A 17,549-nucleotide genomic window follows, 5' to 3' on the forward strand; every position below is an offset into this window, starting at 1 on the left:
ATCACCCTCGTCGAACACGCCCTCCTCGCCCGACTCCGCTGACACCGGAACGCGCTCGCCCCCACCCCGGGGGCGAGCGCACGGACGAAGGACGAGCGCTCGGCAGGGGCTACTCGGTGGGCTCCAGGCCGGCCCGGATCAGGCCGTAGGTGTACGCGTCCTCCAGCGCCAGCCAGGAGGCGGCGACCACGTTGTCGGCGACCCCGACGGTGGACCAGGTGGCCGTGCCGTCGGTCGACTCGATCAGCACCCGGGTCTTGGAGCCGGTGCCGTGCTGCCCCTCCAGGATGCGGACCTTGTAGTCCACCAGCTCGAAGGTGGCCAGCGGAGGGTAGATGCCCTCCAGCGCGGTGCGCAGCGCCTGGTCCAGCGCGTTGACCGGACCGTTGCCCTCGCCCACCGCGATCCGGCGCTCGCCCTTGGCCCAGAGCTTGACGGTCGCCTCGTTGCCCGAGACCCCCTTCGGGCCCTGCTCGCTGATGGTCCGCCAGGACTCCAGGGTGTAGAAGCGGTCCCGGCTGCCGCGCACCTCGTCGCGCAGCAGCAGCTCGAAGGAGGCGTCGGCGGACTCGTAGGTGTAGCCGAGGTTCTCCTGCTCCTTCACCTTGGCCACCACCCGGCCGGCCAGGTCCCGGTCGGTGGAGAGGTCGTAGCCGAGCTCCCTGCCCTTGAGCTCGACGGAGGCCCGGCCGGCCATGTCGGAGACCAGCATCCGCATGGTGTTGCCGACCCGCTCGGGGTCGATGTGCTGGTACAGGTCCGGGTCGACCTTGATCGCCGAGGCGTGCAGGCCCGCCTTGTGCGCGAAGGCCGAGTAGCCGACGTACGGCTGGTGGGTGGAGGGTGCCAGGTTGACCAGCTCGGCGATCGCGTGGGAGATCCGGGTCATCTCGGCCAGCCGGCCCTCGGGCAGCACCCGGCGGTCGTACTTGATCTCCAGCGCGCCGACCACCGGGAACAGGTTCGCGTTGCCGACCCGCTCGCCGTAGCCGTTGGCCGTGCACTGCACGTGGGTCGCGCCGGCGTCCACGGCGGCCAGGGTGTTGGCCACCGCGCAGCCGGTGTCGTCCTGGGCGTGGATGCCGAGCCGGGCGCCCGTCCGGGCCAGCACCTCGGCGACGGTCTCCCGGACCCCGGCCGGCAGCATCCCGCCGTTGGTGTCGCAGAGCACCACCACGTCCGCCCCGGCCTCGTGCGCGGTGCGGACCACCGCCAGGGCGTACTCGCGGTTCGCCCGGTACCCGTCGAAGAAGTGCTCGCAGTCGATGAAGACCCGGCGGCCGCGCGCCCGGAGGAACTCGACGCTGTCCCGGATCATCTCCAGGTTCTCGTCCAGGGTGGTCCGCAGCGCCAGCTCCACGTGCCGGTCGTGCGACTTGGCGACCAGGGTGATGACGGGCGCGCCCGAGTTGACCAGCGCGGCCAGCTGCGGGTCGTCCGCGGCCTTGCCGCCGGCCCGGCGGGTGGCACCGAAGGCGACCAGCTGGGCGTGGTGCAGCTCCAGCTCGGCGGCGGCGCGGGCGAAGAACTCGGTGTCGCGCGGGTTGGCCCCGGGCCAGCCGCCCTCGATGAAGCCGACCCCGAACTCGTCCAGGTGCCGGGCGATGGCCAGCTTGTCCGCCACCGTCAGGTTGATGCCCTCGCGCTGGGCGCCGTCGCGCAGCGTGGTGTCGAACACGTGGAAACTGTCGTCGGTACGGCTGACCTCGGTCATGACCCCTGGTTCTCCGTTCGGGGAGGCTGGTACTGCTCTGGCCGGATGTCCGGTCCCGGCTCCACTGTCCAGGATCGCGCGCGCGGCCCCGGTGTCCCCGAGCCCTTCGTGGGGGCCGTCGGCCGGTCCGGGTGGCTGTGCTCGACCGGCGGTGCCCCGCTGGGTCCGTGGGGCTGCGCCGAAAAGCAAAAGACCCCTCGCGGGTGCGAGAGGTCTGCGCGCGGGTCTGGACGCTCGTGGTCGCTCCGCATCGGGTCCTGCGGGAGCGGTCACTGCGGACCGGCGCGCCTGCTGCCGATAATCAGCGAAAGCGAGGACACGCTGGCAGTCTGGCACACCCCCCGCGATCCGGCCCGCCCGTCTCGCGATGCGAAACGCGGCAGGCCGGAGGCGGTACGGGCGTTCGAGGATCAGACGATCTTGTGCAGCCACCCGTGGGTGTCGGGGGCCTGGCCGCCCTGGATCGCCAGCAGCGCCTTGCGCAGCTCCATGGTGATCGGGCCGGGCTCGCCGGTGCCGACGGTCCAGTCGGCGGCGGCGGACTTGACCGAGCCGACCGGGGTGATGACGGCGGCGGTGCCGCAGGCGAAGACCTCGGTGAGGGTGCCGTCGGCGTTGGCCTGCTGCCACTCGTCGGTGGAGATCTTCCGCTCCTCGACGGCGTAGCCGAGGTCGGCGGCGAGCTGCAGCAGCGAGTCGCGGGTGATGCCGGGCAGCAGCGCGCCGGACAGCTCGGGGGTGACGATCTTCGCGTCCGCGCCCTCGCCGAAGACGAAGTACAGGTTCATGCCGCCCATCTCCTCGACCCACCGGTGCTCGGCGGCGTCGAGCCAGACCACCTGGTCGCAGCCCTTCTCGGCCGCCTCGGCCTGGGCGACCAGCGAGGCGGCGTAGTTGCCCGCGCACTTGGCGGCGCCGGTGCCGCCGGGCGCGGCCCGGACGTACTCCTTGGACAGCCAGACCGAGACCGGCTTGATGCCGCCCTGGAAGTAGGCTCCGGCCGGCGAGGCGATGATCATGAAGAGGTAGGAGTTGGCCGGGCGCACGCCCAGGCCGACCTCGGTGGCGAACATGAAGGGACGCAGGTAGAGGCTCTGCTCCGGCTCGTTCGGGACCCACTCCTGCTCCTGCTGGACCAGCAGCTCCACGGCCTCGACGAAGGTCTCGACCGGCAGCTCCGGCATCGCCAGGCGGCGGGCCGAGGCCTGGAAGCGGGCGGCGTTGGCCTCCGGGCGGAAGGTGGCGATGGAGCCGTCGGCCTGGCGGTAGGCCTTCAGGCCCTCGAAGATCGCCTGGCCGTAGTGCAGGGTCATGTTCGCCGGGTCGACCTCCAGCGGCGCGTACGGCGTCAGCTGGGCGTCGTGCCAGCCCACGCCCTCGGTCCAGCGGATGGTGACCATGTGGTCGGTGAAGACCCGGCCGAAGCCGGGGTTGGTCAGCCGGGCCTCGCGCTCCGCTGCCGGCAGCGGGTGAGCGGAGGGCTTGAGGTCGAACGTGATGGGCGCCTGGGTGGGCGTGCTCATGGCTGTTTCCTTCACCGTGGGGTTGGTCCGGGCCGCGACCGCCGCGGGGACGTTCCGGCGATCGAACGCCGGAAACGAACGCACAACGGCACGGCCCACTGTCGATACTCGCATCCAGAGGGCCGTGCCGAACAGCCACCGGCTCCTACGAGAGCCATCGGCTGCGGTTATGCGGTCCGGCCCACGCGGCCGGAACCTTGTCGGATCCGGCCGCTACCCGGATACTCGGCCGGCGAGCGCGTCGCCGACCTCGGAGGTGCTGCGGGTGCCGGAGCGCTCGGCCAGGTCCGCCGCGACGGCGGCCTCGACCTCGGCGGCCTCGGCGGCGAAGCCGAGGTGCTCCAGCAGCATGGCGACCGACAGCACGGTGGCGGTCGGGTCGGCCTTGCCCTGGCCGGCGATGTCCGGCGCCGAGCCGTGCACCGGCTCGAACATGGACGGGAACTCACCGCTCGGGTTGATGTTGCCGCTCGCGGCGAGGCCGATCCCACCGGTGACGGCGGCGGCCAGGTCGGTCAGGATGTCGCCGAACAGGTTGTCGGTGACGATGACGTCGAAGCGCTCGGGCTGGGTGACGAAGAAGATCGTCGCCGCGTCCACGTGCAGGTAGTCGGTGGTGACCTCGGGGAACTCCTCGCCGACCTCGGCGAAGATCCGCGTCCACAGGTGCCCGGCGTGCACCAGCACGTTGTTCTTGTGCACCAGGGTGAGCTTCTTGCGCGGCCGCGCCTGGGCCCGGCGGTAGGCGTCGCGCACCACGCGCTCGATGCCGTACGCGGTGTTCAGGCTGACCTCGGTGGCCACCTCCTGCGGCGTCCCGGCGCGCAGCGTGCCGCCGTTGCCGACGTACGGGCCCTCGGTGCCCTCGCGGACGACCACGAAGTCGATGTCCGGCTCGCCGGCCAGCGGGGACTTCACCCCGGGGAAGAGCCGGCCCGGACGCAGGTTGATGTGGTGGTCGAAGGCGAAGCGCAGCTTCAGCAGCAGCCCGCGCTCCAGCACCCCCGACGGAACGCTCGGGTCGCCGATGGCCCCCAGCAGGATCGCGTCGTGCGACTTCAGCTCCGCCAGCACGTCGTCCGGCAGCGTCTCCCCCGTCCGGTGGTAGCGCCGGGCCCCGAGGTCGTACTCGGAGGTCTCCAGCTTCACGTCGGCGGGGAGCACGGCACCCAGGACCTTGAGACCTTCGGCCACCACTTCCTGGCCGATGCCGTCACCGGGGACAACTGCGAGACGAATGGTGCGAGACATGGTCGGACCCTACTCCGCCGTCCCAGGGGGTGACACCTGGCGTCCACTATTCGGACGGATCGGTCAGGTCGATCTCGATCGGGAAGGGCCGGTCGACCTTCAGCTGCTTGTGGTAGATGCCGGTGAGGCCGTACGCCCTGGTGGCCGGGTCCAGCTCGTACACGTAGACGACGGGCCGACCCTCGTCATCGTCTTCCACCCTCCAGAAGTGGGCGATACCAGCGGCGGCGTACTTCCGAGGCTTGGTGTCGCGGTCCCGCTCCTGTGACTCCTCGGACACGACCTCGACAGCCAGCAGCACGTCCTCCGGCTGGCAGGAGGTCACCTTCCGTCCCTTGGGGCCGGCGTTGGCCCGCTTGTCGACAACCAGGAGATCCGGCTCCAGCCTGTTGCGCCGGTTCAGCGTGACCGTCATCTCTCGCCACGCGGCCCATCCGGGCGGAACGGCTGCCACCAGCGCCCACTCCAGCACGCGCAGCGTCGACATGTGGAAGATGGTCTGCGGGCTCACGAAGATCAGGCTCCCGTCGATCAGCTCGGTGTGCGGCGGGAGATCCGGCAGCCGGTCCAGGTCTTCGGCGGTGTATCCGCCAACCGGCGGGCGAAGCCAGTCGGGGTACTGCTCGATGCTCATGGTTCCTCCCATACGGGCATCCTGGCGGCGTTCTCAGGCTACTCGGCAAAGCCCTTCCAGACGCCACCCCTTCGAGGGAGCGCTGGTGATCAAGAATGCGCCGGGGGCGCGCTTAGGGTGGCGAGGTCCGGGGTCACTGGCAGAACGGGGCGCGTGGGTGAGGGCCGAGCGGCGGCGGGAGGTGCTGGTCTGCGGGGGTGCGGCCGGGCTGGCGATGGGCGGGTACGGGCTGGCGGCGGCGCTGCGCGGCCGGTGGCCGGCCGGGGCGGACGCGGTCGCGGTGCCGTACCACGCCCACCTGTGGGACCTGCTGCACGGGGAGGCCGCCGGGGACCTGCTGTTCAACTGGCACAGCGGGTACGGCGTCCCCTTCCTGGCGGACTTCTTCGCCTACCTGATGAACCCGTTCTCCTGGCTCACCGCCCTCCTCCCCCGGGACCGGGGCGAGCTCGCCGTCCTCCTGGTCACCCTCGCCACCATCGGGCTCGGCACCGCCCTGATGGCCCGGCTGCTCGGCCGCCTGCACCCCGGCCCGCGCCGGCTGCGGGCGCTCGCCGCCGTCGGGTACGGGCTGTGCGCCTGGGTCCTGGACGTCGGCGGGGCCGCGCCGATGTGGCTCTGGGGCCTGGTCTCGCTGCCGCTGCTCGGCCTCGCCGCCGACTGGTGCCTGCACGAGCGGCGCTGGGTGGCCGGCACGCTGTGCGTCACCCTGGCCTGGGCCGGCAACCTCTACACCGCCGCCCTGGCCACCCTGGCCGCCGGACTCCTCTTCGCCGTCCGCCTGTTCGCCGCCCCGCGGCCCCTCCGCCGACGGGTCCGGGCCACCGGGCGGGCGGTGACCATGACCACCGCCGGGGTGCTGCTGGCCTCCCCGGTGCTGTTCGTCGCCGTCCGGGCCGAGCAGGAGGCGCAGCCCGAGTCGCCGGTGCAGCCGCTCGGCCCGTCCGGCCTCGGCGTCCACCTCGCCCAGCTGCTGCCCGCCACCCACGGCGGCCGGGCGCTGCCGGACGCGGCGATCGGCCTGTTCGGGCTGCTGCTGGTGTGCGGGCTGCCGTTCAACCGGCGGGTGCGACCGCGCGAACGGGCGTTCTGGTGCGCGGCGCTGGTGCTGGTGGTGCTCGGTTTCGTCTGGACCCCGACGGTGCTCGTCTGGCACGGCCTGGCGATCCCGGCCGGCGGGCCGTACCGGGTCTCCTTCGTGCTCAGCGGGTTGCTGGTGCTGGCCGGCTGGGTGTCGCTGGCGCACCGACCGGACCCGGTCACCCTGCTCGGCGGGGCCGCCGTGGTCGCGGTGATCGCCGGGGTGGCGGCGAGCCGGCACGCGGTGCACCCCGCCACCTGGGTGCTGCTGACCGTCGGCGGTGCCGTCCTGCTCGCGGCGCTGTGGATCCTGGACCGCCGGCACCCGGACCGCCGGGCGAACGCCGTCGCCACCTGGGTGATCGGCGGCGCGGTGCTCGGCAACGCCGTCTGGTCCGGCTACGCGGCGCTCGGCGCGGCGCCCTCCGGCAGCGTCTCCGCGGCGGACGTCCGGGCCGGGCACGCGGCGGTCCGCGCCGCCGACGACTGGCCGCGCGGCCGCAGCGACCCCGGCCCGCACGCCTACACCACCAACGACCCGCTGCTGCTGGGCGGCCAGGGCGGCGGCTACTTCAGCGGCTACCTGCCGACCGTCGCCGCGCTGCTGCTGCACGACCTCGGCGCGGGCTGGACGGCCGGCGGGCGGCAGACCTCGAGCGTGACCGACCCGGTGGGCCGGGCGCTGTTCGCCGTCCGCGCCCACCTGGACGACGGCCCGCCGCCGTACGGCTTCACCCCGGTCCGGTCCGCGGCACCGCCGCTGGTCTCGGTGCTGCCGCCGGACACCCGGCCGGAGACCTCCTCGGTCTGGTCCCGGCAGGAGTCACTGCTCGGCGGCCAGGTGTACGACGCGCCGCTGCCCGTCCCGGCCGGCGGCCCGGCGCCCACCCTGCACGGCACCAGCGGCTGGTCGGTGCCGGCCGGCGACGAGGGCACCGTCCTCACCGCCGCCTGTACGCCCGGTTCGACGGCGTTCTTCCACGGCGTCTGGTACCGGGGCACGGTCAGCGGGCTCGGCACCAGCTACCGCAGCGACGGCGAGCAGCCCACCACGGCCGTGGCGATCCACCGGCTGGGCACCGTCCCGGCGGACGGCGTGGTCCGGGTGACGCTGCGCTCCGACACCGTCAGCCAGGTCCCCGCCCGCCCGATCGGCTGCCTGCGCACCGACGCGCTGGAGGCGGCCGTGGCCCACCGCACCGCCACCGGCGCCACCCGGGTCGCGGCCGGCGGGCACACCCTCGCGGCGACCCTCCCGGCGGGCGCCACCGGAACCGCGCTGGTCGCCGTCCCCGCCACCGTGGGCTGGGCCTGCGCCGTCGACGGCGGTCGGCCCGCCGCCCCCACCCCGGTCCTGGGCATGATCGGTGTTCCGCTCGGCCCCGGTGCCTCCCGGATCGCCTGCACCTTCCGCCCGCCCGGGCTCACCGAGGGCCTCACCGTCGCCTCCGCCACCGCCGCCGTCCTCGCCCTGGTCACCGCCTTCGCCCACCTCGCCCGCCGCCGCCCCGCCCACACCCCCCGCCGAACCCGCCGCGCGGCCGGCTCCGCCGCCGAGGCGTAGCGGGAGGCAGGAAAGCGAAAGCCCGAACGTGGGAGCCGGCGGGAGCGGACACTCCCACGGAAGACGCCACCCGAGCGCACCAAGCCCCGCCCCCGGGGGCGCAGCCGGACCCCCGGACCCCGGTGCCCCGTCCGCGGCCGCCCGCCGTCCGCGACGCGCGAGGGGCGGCCCGCCGTGGATCGGCGGGCCGCCCCCGGGTGCGGTGCGCGGGTCAGGGCAGCGTGATCACCTGAGCCCGCCGCGCGCCCGGGTTGAGGTGGTGCAGCAGCAGGAGCCTGGAGGTGTCGCCCGCCGTGCGGCGCACGTCGAGGACGGCGCCCGGGCCGACGGGGGCCAGCACCGCCGGGGGGCCGTCGAAGCCGGACCGGACGGCGAGGGCCGGGTGCAGGACGTCCAGCGGGACGGCCGGGCGGGTGCCGCGCAGGCCGATGGCGGAGTAGGCCTCGGCCGGGTCCGGGGTGCCGGGCGCGGCCACGCCGGTCCAGACGCCGTAGTGGACGGTGCTGTGGCCGGGCGCGATGCCGGGCAGGGCGCTGAGCCGGACGGGCAGCACGACCGCCTCGCTGTCCAGCAGCGCGGTGTCGGTGTCGCCCCAGCGGGCGTTGAGCGGCTGGACGTCGAGTTCGGCCCCGGTGCGGGCGTCGAGGGCGCGGGAGACCAGGACGTCGCTGCCGCGCAGCCGGTCGGCCTTGAGGATGACGTCGGTGGTGCCGTCCCCGTCGGTGTCCAGCGCGACCCGCACGGCGAACAGTCCGACCGGGGTGGCCGAGGGGGCCCACGACCGGGCGCCGACGTACAGCAGGTCGGGGTCGACGGCGGCCCCGACCGCCCGCAGGTTCGCGGCCCGTTCGCCGGGGTGCTCGACGCAGACCTCCGGCGCGGCGTCGGGCTGCTCCCCGGTGTCCTCCGGCCGGATGCCCGCGCCCGGCCCGACGGCGGCGCCGCTGCCGGGCGGGCAGTCGGCCCAGCGGGCCCCCTCGCCGCCCAGGGCGAGGGCGGTGATCAGACCGGGCGTCTCGCCGGGTGCGGCGGTGCCGCCGAGGGTGACGAGCGCGCCGTTGCGCGGGGTACGGGCGGTGGCGGTCGCGGCGAGGTCGCTGGCGGGTCGCGGGGCAGCGAGCACCGGGACCCGCAGGGGCGGCAGGGCGTCGCCCGCGACCGGCGTCAGCAGCACCCGGCCCGAGAGTTCGCCCCGGTACGCGCGCGCCTTTCCGCCCTGCACGGTGTCGATGGTCGGGTCGGGCGCGCGGCCCAGCTCCCCGGGGACGGACAGGGTCACCCGCACCCGCGCGGTGCCGCCCGCCGGGACGTCCACCCGGTCCGGCGTCACCTCGAAGGAGGCGCCGGGCAGTTCGGTGGCGGCCGCGTAGCCGGTGCGGTAACCCACCGGCGCGTCCGAGTGGTTGCTGATCTCGATGTCCCGTCCGAGCGCCGTGGGCCCGCCGACCTCGACCGGTCCGAACGAGACCCCGACGCCGCCCTCCTCGGCGCCCTCCCCCACCGCGTAGGCGACGACGGGCGTGCGGACCGCCTGGTCGGCCCGGACCCGCCCGGCGCCGGTGCGCTCGGGCCCGTAGACCGGCCCGCTGTGGTCGTCGCCGAGGAAGGTGTCGGTGGTGGTGTTCATCAGCGCGGCCTTGAGCTGCTCGACCGGCCAGTCCGGGTGCGCGGCGCGGACCAGCGCGGCGAGCCCGGCCACGTGCGGGGTGGCCATCGAGGTGCCGTTCTCGCGCTGGCCGCCGGTGCCGCTGCCGACCAGGGCGGACCAGATGGTCTCGCCGGGGGCCGCGAGGTCGGGCTTGACCACGCCGGGCACGCCGATGCCGCGCGAGGTGAAGTCGGTGAGGGTGTCGGCCCGGGCGGGCTGGTTCTGCGCGACGGAGCCGTGCAGCGGGTTGCCGGGGGCGGCGAGCCGGACCCGGGTCGGCCCGGCGGCCGCGGCCTGCCGCAGTCGCTCGCCGTCGGCGCGGGCCAGCAGGACGGCCGGGATGCGGTCGTCGCCGGCGATCTCGGCGAGGTGGTCGCTGTCGGCGGCGTAGAGCGCGCCGATCGCACCGGCGTCGGCGGCGTGGTCGGCGCGCGGGCCGGAGTTGCAGGCGCGGTCCGCGTCGGAGGTCTTCCAGGCGAGCAGCGCGATCCGGCCGGCCAGCCGCTGCCGGTCGGCCTCGCTGAAGTCGGCGCAGCCGTCCGACTGGTCGACGGGCAGGGCGAGTTCGCCGCTGACGTCGGCGGTGGCCCAGCCCGTGTACCGCTCGCTCCAGTGCCCCGGGACGACCCCGGCCACGGCGGCGGGGTCGAGCACGGTGATGCCGTCCACGTCGGCGTGCCCGTGGACGGAGGCGGCGACGGTGATCGCCCGGGCGGCGGTGCCGGGGCTGCCGCCGATGCCGTACACGTCGCCCTCGTTGCCCGCGGCGGCGACCACGACGGTGCCCAGTGCGGCGAGCCGGTCGACGGCCAGCGCGTCGGTGTCGTCGGCGCTGCCGAAGCGGCTGCCGAGCGAGAGGTTGACGACGTCCAACCGGTCGGCGAGGTCGCCGTCGCCGTTCGGGTCGGCGGCCAGGTCGAGGGCCTGGGCGAGCCGGTCGGTGGAGCCGTCGCAGCCGAACACCCGGATCGCGTACAGCTGGGCGCCGGGGGCGGCGCCGGGGCCGATCCGGAACCCGGCCGGGTCCAGCCCGGGCCCGTACGGTCCGGTGTACGGGCGGCCGTCGGCGGTGACCCCGTACCCGGCGGCGGTGCCGGCGACGTGGGTGCCGTGCCCGTTGCGCACGCAGTCGATCGGGTTGTCGCTGGGGTGCGGCACCGGCTGGTGGTGCGGGGAGGTCGGGTCGGGGTCGTAGTCGTCGCCGACCAGGTCCTTGCCGCCGACCACCTTGGCGGTGGGGAACAGCGCGGGCGGCGCGGGCTTGCCGCGCTCGACCGAGCGGAACGCCTCCTCGGTGCCGGGGCCGCCGAAGTCGGCGTGGGTGTAGTCGATGCCGCTGTCGATGATCCCGATCCGCACGCCCTTCCCGGTGTTGCCGGGCACGGAGGCGGCGGGCGCGGAGCCGCCGGCCCACACCTGCGGCGCGCCGGTCAGCGGCACGGAGTAGGCGTTGTCGCGCCGCTTCTCGACGATCGGGTGGACGGCCCGGACGCCGGGCAGCGCCCGCAGCGCGGGCAGCCGGTCGGCGGGCGCGCTGACGGCGAGGCCGGCGAACAGGGTGCGGGTGCGGTAGAGCTCGCGGGCGGCGGGCGCCGCCCGGTGGAGGGCCCCGGCGACCCGGTCGAGCGCGTCCCCGGCCCGGGCCCGCTGGGCGGCGCCGGCCCGCGCGGCCTCCTGGCGGACGGCCTCCGGGGAGCGCCGGTCCCGCCGGGCGCCGTCGGCGGCCCGGCGCCAGGCGGGGCCGGCCGCCTCGGTGGTGAGTTCGAGCAGCACGGAGGCGGTTCGCCCCGGGCCCGGCGGTCCGGCGGTCGACGGGCCTCCGGCCGCCGGGGCGGCGGCGAGGGCGACGCCCCCGGCCAGCAGGGTCAGGGTGAGGCCGATCCGGGCGAGCGGACGGCGGACGGGTGGCAGGCGCACGAGGGACCCTCTCCCCCGGCAAGGGGGAATGATCCGCATACCGAGGAGGTCGCTGACGCCCGCCCGCGCGGACGTCGATCACCCTTCCGGGGGCCCCAAATTAGGATGATCGCGCGGCGCCCACGAGCAACTTCCCTCGAATGGACCGAGCTTGCACTCTACGGGGTGACACTCCGTCAGCCCGTTCGGCCCAGTAGGCCGATGAACGCCACCCGCGGCGCCGGCCAGAGGCGGGCGATCAGAGGTGGCCGGTCACTCCACCGTTGTCCCGGCGGTCCAGCGAACGCTGCAGCGCGGCGGCCGCGAAGGGGTTCCGCTCGGCGGCCCGACGACGGCGCGGGGCGCGGACGGGGGTGGCGGAGGGGGCGGGGACGGCGTGGCGGTCGGCGGTGGGAGGCATACCGGGCTCCTTGGAAGCGGCGCTGCGGACGTCAGCGCGGGGGTGGGAGGGGTACGCGCGGGAGCAGGGGTCGCCTGCCCGTGAGGGCGCACGCACACACGGGCCGCGCACCCTGGCTACAGGGGCGGCACACCGTATGGCCCTTCCACGGTACGGCCACGGCCCGGCCGTGTCTGCACGAATACTTGGATTTCCTACTATCTGAGACGGCGGTCACCCGGGAGAACGCAGCGGGGCCCGGACCACCGTGCGAACGGCGGTCCGGGCCCCGCGGGGCGTTCGGGATCAGCCCAGGTCGACCGAGCGCGCGAAGCGGGCGCCGATCTCGGCGGCGATCACCGAGAGCACCTCCTGCGGGATCTCGGTGTCCACGGTGATGGAGGCCAGCGCGCCGCCGCCGTCGCGGGCGACCTGCATGCCGGCGATGTTGATGCCCGCGTCGCCGAGGTGGCGGCCGAGCACGCCGACCACACCGGGGCGGTCCTCGTACTTGAAGAAGGCCATGTGGTCGGTGAGCGCCACGTCCACGTCGAAGGCGTCCACGCCGACGATCTTCTGGGTCTGCTTGGGGCCGGCCAGCGTGCCGGAGATGGCGATCTCCTCGCCGTTCGCGAGCGTGCCGCGCACGGTGATCACGTTGCGGTGCTCGGGGCTCTCGCTGGACGTGGTCAGGCGGACCTCGACGCCGCGCTCCTGGGCGAACAGCGGGGCGTTGACGTAGGACACCGTCTCCGCCACCACGTCCTCGAACACGCCCTTCAGCGCGGACAGTTCGAGCACCTTCACGTCGTGCTGGGTGATCTCCCCGCGGACCTCGACGTCGAGCCGGACGGCCACCTCGCCGGCCAGCGCGGTGAAGATCCGGCCGAGCTTCTCGGCCAGCGGCAGGCCCGGGCGGACGTCCTCGGCGATCACGCCGCCCTGGACGTTCACGGCGTCCGGTACCAGCTCGCCGGCCAGCGCCAGGCGCACCGACCGGGCGACCGCGATGCCGGCCTTCTCCTGCGCCTCGTCGGTGGAGGCGCCCAGGTGCGGGGTGGCGACCACGTTGTCGAAGGCGAACAGCGGGGAGTCGGTGCACGGCTCCTTGGCGTACACGTCCAGGCCCGCGCCGGCCACCCGGCCCTCGCGCAGCGCGCTCGCCAGCGCCTCCTCGTCCACGATGCCGCCGCGGGCGGCGTTCACGATGCGCACGGTCGGCTTGACCTTGTGCAGCGCCTCGTCGCCGATCAGGCCGATGGTCTCGGGGGTCTTGGGGAGGTGGACGGTGATGAAGTCCGAGACCTCCAGCAGCTCCTCCAGGCTGACCAGCTTGACGCCCATCTGCGCGGCGCGGGCGGCCTGGATGTAGGGGTCGTACGCGACGATCTTCATGCCGAACGCGGACATCCGCTGGGCGACCAGGACACCGATCCGGCCGAGGCCGACGACACCGAGGGTCTTCTCGCTCAGCTCGACGCCGGTGTACTTGTTGCGCTTCCACTCGCCCTGCTTGAGCGCGGCGTTGGCCGGCGCGATGTTGCGGGCGACGGAGATCAGCAGGCCGCAGGCGAGCTCGGCGGCGGTGACGATGTTGGAGGTCGGCGCGTTGACGACCATCACGCCGGCCTTGGTGGCGGCGGCGACGTCCACGTTGTCCAGGCCGACGCCGGCCCGGGCGACCACCTTGAGCTTGCGGGCGGCGGCCAGCGCCTCGGCGTCGACCTTGGTGGCGGAGCGGATCAGGATCGCGTCGACGTCGGCGATCGCGGTGAGCAGCTCGGTGCGGTCGGCACCGTTGCAGTGGCGGATCTCGAAGTCGGGGCCGAGGGCGTCGACGGTGGCGGGCGACAGCTCTTCGGCGATCAGAACGACGGATTTGCTCACGACAGTGTGTCCTTAACTGTCCGGTTCCCCGGCGCACGGAGGTGGCGTGTGAGGGCGGGGGAAGGTGGCATGCCGCGTAGGTAGACGCACGACGCTGTGGGCCTGACGCGCACTCGGAAGTGTATCGACGGGCGAGGTACGAGGCTGCTCCCGTCCGGCGAAATCACCCGGACGAGAGCAGCCTACTTGTACAAGGGCCCTGCGGAACGAGGGCCCGGCGCTACGGGGTCGGGGAGGCTCAGGCCTTCTCGTCGACCCAGCTCATCAGCGAGCGCAGCTTCTTGCCGGTGGTCTCCAGCAGGTGGTCCTCGTCGGCCTTCTTGTACTCGTTGTACTTGGGCAGGCCGGCCTTGTACTCGGCGATCCAGGTGTTGGCGAAGGTGCCGTCCTGGATCTCGGCGAGGACCTTCTTCATCTCGGCCTTGGTGGCGTCGGTGATGATCCGCGGGCCGGTGACGTAGTCGCCCCACTCGGCGGTCTCGGAGACCGACCAGCGCATCTTCTCCAGGCCGCCCTCGTACATCAGGTCGACGATGAGCTTCAGCTCGTGCAGGCACTCGAAGTAGGCGATCTCCGGCTGGTAGCCGGCCTCGACCAGGGTCTCGAAACCTGCCTTGACCAGGGCGGCGGTGCCACCGCAGAGAACGGCCTGCTCACCGAACAGGTCGGTCTCGGTCTCCTCGGTGAAGGTGGTCTTGATGACACCGGCCTTGGTGGCGCCCAGGCCCTTGGCGTACGACAGCGCCAGGGCGAAGGCGTTGCCCGAGGCGTCCTGCTCGACGGCGACGATCGCCGGGACGCCGCGGCCCTCCTCGTACTGGCGGCGGACCAGGTGGCCCGGGCCCTTCGGGGCGACCATGCAGACGTCGACGTCCGCCGGGGGCTTGATGAAGCCGAAGCGGATGTTCAGGCCGTGGCCGAAGAACAGGGCGTCGCCGGACTTCAGGTGCGGCGCGATGTCCGCCTCGTAGACGTCGGCCTGGATCGGGTCCGGGACCAGGATCATGATGACGTCGGCCTCGGCCGCGGCCTCGGCCGGGGTGACGACGCGCAGGCCGGCCTCCTCCGCCTTGGCACGGGACTTGGACTCCGGCTTCAGGCCGACCCGGACGTCGGCGCCGGAGTCGCGCAGGGACAGCGCGTGGGCGTGGCCCTGGCTGCCGTAGCCGATGACCGCGACCTTGCGGCCCTGGATGATGGACAGGTCGGCGTCGTCTTCGTAGAACAGCTCGGCCACGGGGGCACATCTCCTTGCATCATGGGTGCCGGGTTCGCGGTGTTCACCGTATGCCGTCCCGGCGGGTGTGGGGTCTTTGCTTCAGGGTTTGAGACAGGGCGGGTCGCCGTCCCGCGCCGGTCCGTCTCGCGCTGTTTACGCGCTGCGGTCCAGGGCGCGCAGCGACCGGTCGGTGATCGAACGGGCGCCGCGGCCGATGGCGACCAGGCCGGACTGGACCAACTCCTTGATGCCGTAAGGCTCCAGCATCCGGAGCATGGCCTCCAGCTTGTCCGAGCTGCCGGTGGCCTCGATGGTCACCGCTTCGGGCGACACGTCGACGGTCTTGGCACGGAACAGCTGGACGATCTCGACGATCTGCGACCGGGTCTCGTTGTCGGCGCGGACCTTCACCAGGACCAGTTCCCGCTGGATCGCAGCGGCCTGGTCGAGTTCGACGATCTTTATCACGTTCACGAGCTTGTTGAGCTGCTTGGTGACCTGTTCCAGCGGGAGGTCCTCGACGTTGACCACGATCGTCATCCGGGACACGTCCGGGTGCTCGGTGGGGCCGACGGCGAGGGAGTCGATGTTGAAGCCCCGACGGGAGAACAGCGCGGCGATGCGGGCGAGCACGCCGGGCTTGTTCTCGACCAGGACCGAGAGGGTGTGCTTGGACATGGGGTTCCTCAGTCGCACGAGGGGTGTCCGGCGTAGCCGGTCCCGAGAGAGGGGTGGCGGTGGGCGACGGGTGGGCGGGCGGTCAGTCGTCGTCGCCGAAGTCGGGACGGACGCCCTTGGCGAACTGGATCTCGTCGTTGCTGGTCCCGGCCGCGACCATCGGCCAGACCATGGCGTCCTGGTGGACGATGAAGTCGATGACGACCGGGCGGTCGTTGATCTCCATCGCCTGCTTGATGACGGCGTCCAGGTCCTCGGGGCGCTCGCAGCGCAGGCCCACGCAGCCCATCGCCTCGGACAGCAGGACGAAGTCGGGGATCCGGGTGCCCTGGGCCGGCGGCTCGATGCCGTCGTGGCCCGGGCCGGCGTGCAGCACGGTGTTGGAGTAGCGCTGGTTGTAGAACAGCGTCTGCCACTGCCGGACCATGCCCAGCGAGCCGTTGTTGATGACCGCGACCTTGATCGGGATGTCGTTCAGGGCGCAGGTGACCAGCTCCTGGTTGGTCATCTGGAAGCAGCCGTCGCCGTCGATGGCCCAGACCGCGGTCTCCGGCCGGCCGGCCTTGGCGCCCATCGCCGCGGGGACGGCGTAGCCCATCGTCCCCGCGCCGCCGGAGTTGAGCCAGGTGCCGGGCTTCTCGAACTGGATGAACTGCGAGCTCCACATCTGGTGCTGGCCCACGCCCGCGGCGTAGATCGCCTCCGGGCCGACCAGCTGCCCGATCCGGGAGATGACCTGCTGCGGCGAGAGCTGGCCGCTCGGGGCCGGCTCGTAGCCGATCGGGTAGGTCTTCTTCCACTCGTCGAGCTTCTCCCACCACTCGGCGTAGTCGCCCTTGTGGCCGGCGTCGAACTCCGCCTGGACGGCGACGATCAGGTCGGCGAGCACCTCGCGGGCGTCGCCGACGATCGGGACGTCCGCCGGGCGGTTCTTGCCGATCTCCGCCGGGTCGATGTCGGCGTGGACGACCTTGGCGTACGGGGCGAAGCCGTCCAGCTTGCCGGTGACGCGGTCGTCGAAGCGGGCGCCGAGGGTGAACAGCAGGTCGGACTTCTGCAGGGCGGTGACGGCCGGGACGGAGCCGTGCATGCCGGGCATGCCCAGGTGCTGCGGGTGGCTGTCCGGGAAGGCGCCGAGCGCCATCAGGGTGGTGACCACCGGGGCACCGGTCAGCTCGGCGAGGATCCGCAGCTCGGCGGTGGCCCGCGCCTTGATCACGCCGCCGCCGACGTACAGCACCGGGCGCTTCGCGCTGACCAGCATCTTCGCGGCCTCGCGGATCTGCTTGGCGTGCGGCTTGGTGACCGGACGGTAGCCGGGCAGCGAGGTCTCGACCGGCCAGCGGAAGGTGGTGGTCGCCTGCAGCGCGTCCTTGGCGATGTCGACCAGGACCGGGCCGGGGCGCCCGGTGGCGGCGATGTGGAAGGCCTCGGCGATCACCCGGGGGATCTCGGCCGGGTCGGTGACCAGGTAGTTGTGCTTGGTGATCGGCATCGTGATGCCGCAGATGTCCGCCTCCTGGAAGGCGTCGGTGCCGATCGCCTTGGAGGAGACCTGTCCGGTGATCGCGACCATCGGCACGGAGTCCATGTAGGCGTCGGCGATCGGGGTGACCAGGTTGGTCGCGCCCGGCCCGGAGGTGGCCATGCAGACCCCGACCCGGCCGGTGGCCTGGGCGTAGCCGGTGGCGGCGTGGCCGGCTCCCTGCTCGTGCCGGACCAGGATGTGGCGCACCTTGGCGGAGTCCATCAGCGGGTCGTACGCGGGAAGGATGGCCCCGCCCGGGATGCCGAAGACGGTGTCCGCGCCTACGGCCTCCAGCGAGCGGATGAGCGACTGGGCGCCGGTCATGGTCTCGACGACGTGCTGGGGAGCGGGAGCGTTGGCGGCCGGGTTGTCCCCGCGGCGGGGGGATGCGGCGTGCTCAGTCATCTGCCTGTCTCTTCTCGGGTTTTGCCGACCCGGCTGCGGGCCCCTGCTGCGAGGGTGGGGTCCCGGTCCGGGTCGATCGCCGGCTCTGCCTCAATCGTCCCGCTCATTCCGACAAGTCGGAC

The 17,549-nt window shown here is 73.5% G+C and carries 11 protein-coding genes; 1 reads left to right on the forward strand and 10 read right to left on the reverse strand.

Annotated features, from left to right (window positions below; translation table 11 throughout):
- Positions 1-109: 109 nt before the first annotated feature.
- The 4 genes from cimA to ACIRD3_RS35855 all read right to left on the reverse strand — a co-directional run bounded on the left by cimA (position 110) and on the right by ACIRD3_RS35855 (position 5,122).
- Positions 110-1,714 carry a citramalate synthase gene (gene cimA, locus ACIRD3_RS35840; RefSeq protein ID WP_402225064.1) on the reverse strand — a complete coding sequence of 535 codons (1,605 nt, stop codon included), beginning with the start codon at positions 1,712-1,714 and terminating at the stop codon, positions 110-112.
- Between the two features lie 410 nt (positions 1,715-2,124).
- Positions 2,125-3,237, reverse strand: a complete 1,113-nt coding sequence (locus ACIRD3_RS35845) for a branched-chain amino acid aminotransferase (RefSeq protein WP_402225067.1) — start codon at positions 3,235-3,237, stop codon at positions 2,125-2,127.
- Positions 3,238-3,450: 213 nt separating this feature from the next.
- A complete protein-coding gene (locus ACIRD3_RS35850) occupies positions 3,451-4,488 on the reverse strand; it encodes a 3-isopropylmalate dehydrogenase (protein ID WP_402225070.1) in 1,038 nt (345 codons plus the stop codon).
- A gap of 46 nt (positions 4,489-4,534) precedes the next feature.
- Positions 4,535-5,122 carry a Uma2 family endonuclease gene (locus tag ACIRD3_RS35855; protein ID WP_402225073.1) on the reverse strand — a complete coding sequence of 196 codons (588 nt, stop codon included), beginning with the start codon at positions 5,120-5,122 and terminating at the stop codon, positions 4,535-4,537.
- A gap of 157 nt (positions 5,123-5,279) precedes the next feature.
- Here ACIRD3_RS35855 and ACIRD3_RS35860 point away from each other — a divergent pair, with 157 nt between their 5' ends.
- Positions 5,280-7,766, forward strand: a complete 2,487-nt coding sequence (locus tag ACIRD3_RS35860; protein ID WP_402225075.1) for a YfhO family protein — start codon at positions 5,280-5,282, stop codon at positions 7,764-7,766.
- A gap of 211 nt (positions 7,767-7,977) precedes the next feature.
- Here the strand turns inward: ACIRD3_RS35860 and ACIRD3_RS35865 are convergent, their stop codons facing one another.
- From ACIRD3_RS35865 to ACIRD3_RS35890, 6 genes are all read right to left on the reverse strand, one after another.
- Positions 7,978-11,331, reverse strand: coding sequence for a S8 family serine peptidase (locus tag ACIRD3_RS35865; RefSeq protein ID WP_402225077.1), 3,354 nt, complete (start codon positions 11,329-11,331; stop codon positions 7,978-7,980).
- A gap of 238 nt (positions 11,332-11,569) precedes the next feature.
- Positions 11,570-11,731 carry a hypothetical protein gene (locus tag ACIRD3_RS35870; RefSeq protein WP_402225080.1) on the reverse strand — a complete coding sequence of 54 codons (162 nt, stop codon included), beginning with the start codon at positions 11,729-11,731 and terminating at the stop codon, positions 11,570-11,572.
- Positions 11,732-12,016: 285 nt separating this feature from the next.
- Entirely contained in the window at positions 12,017-13,597 is a 1,581-nt protein-coding gene (gene serA / locus ACIRD3_RS35875; RefSeq protein ID WP_402225083.1) for a phosphoglycerate dehydrogenase, read from the reverse strand.
- A gap of 238 nt (positions 13,598-13,835) precedes the next feature.
- Positions 13,836-14,834, reverse strand: coding sequence for a ketol-acid reductoisomerase (ilvC, locus tag ACIRD3_RS35880; protein ID WP_402225084.1), 999 nt, complete (start codon positions 14,832-14,834; stop codon positions 13,836-13,838).
- A gap of 135 nt (positions 14,835-14,969) precedes the next feature.
- A complete protein-coding gene (gene ilvN / locus ACIRD3_RS35885; protein WP_097236150.1) occupies positions 14,970-15,494 on the reverse strand; it encodes an acetolactate synthase small subunit in 525 nt (174 codons plus the stop codon).
- A gap of 82 nt (positions 15,495-15,576) precedes the next feature.
- Positions 15,577-17,427, reverse strand: coding sequence for an acetolactate synthase large subunit (locus tag ACIRD3_RS35890; protein ID WP_402225088.1), 1,851 nt, complete (start codon positions 17,425-17,427; stop codon positions 15,577-15,579).
- Positions 17,428-17,549: the final 122 nt, after the last annotated feature.

Origin of the sequence: Kitasatospora sp. NPDC093550, from assembly GCF_044764985.1 — a bacterium.
Taxonomy (GTDB): domain Bacteria; phylum Actinomycetota; class Actinomycetes; order Streptomycetales; family Streptomycetaceae; genus Kitasatospora.

Coding starts and splice junctions, on each gene's coding strand:
- ACIRD3_RS35855 (WP_402225073.1), bottom strand. CDS start 5,122: ATGAGCATCGAGCAGTACCCCGACTGGCTTCGCCCGCCGGTTGGCGGA.
- ACIRD3_RS35850 (WP_402225070.1), bottom strand. CDS start 4,488: ATGTCTCGCACCATTCGTCTCGCAGTTGTCCCCGGTGACGGCATCGGC.
- ilvN (WP_097236150.1), bottom strand. CDS start 15,494: ATGTCCAAGCACACCCTCTCGGTCCTGGTCGAGAACAAGCCCGGCGTG.
- ACIRD3_RS35845 (WP_402225067.1), bottom strand. CDS start 3,237: ATGAGCACGCCCACCCAGGCGCCCATCACGTTCGACCTCAAGCCCTCC.
- cimA (WP_402225064.1), bottom strand. CDS start 1,714: ATGACCGAGGTCAGCCGTACCGACGACAGTTTCCACGTGTTCGACACC.
- ACIRD3_RS35870 (WP_402225080.1), bottom strand. CDS start 11,731: ATGCCTCCCACCGCCGACCGCCACGCCGTCCCCGCCCCCTCCGCCACC.
- ACIRD3_RS35890 (WP_402225088.1), bottom strand. CDS start 17,427: ATGACTGAGCACGCCGCATCCCCCCGCCGCGGGGACAACCCGGCCGCC.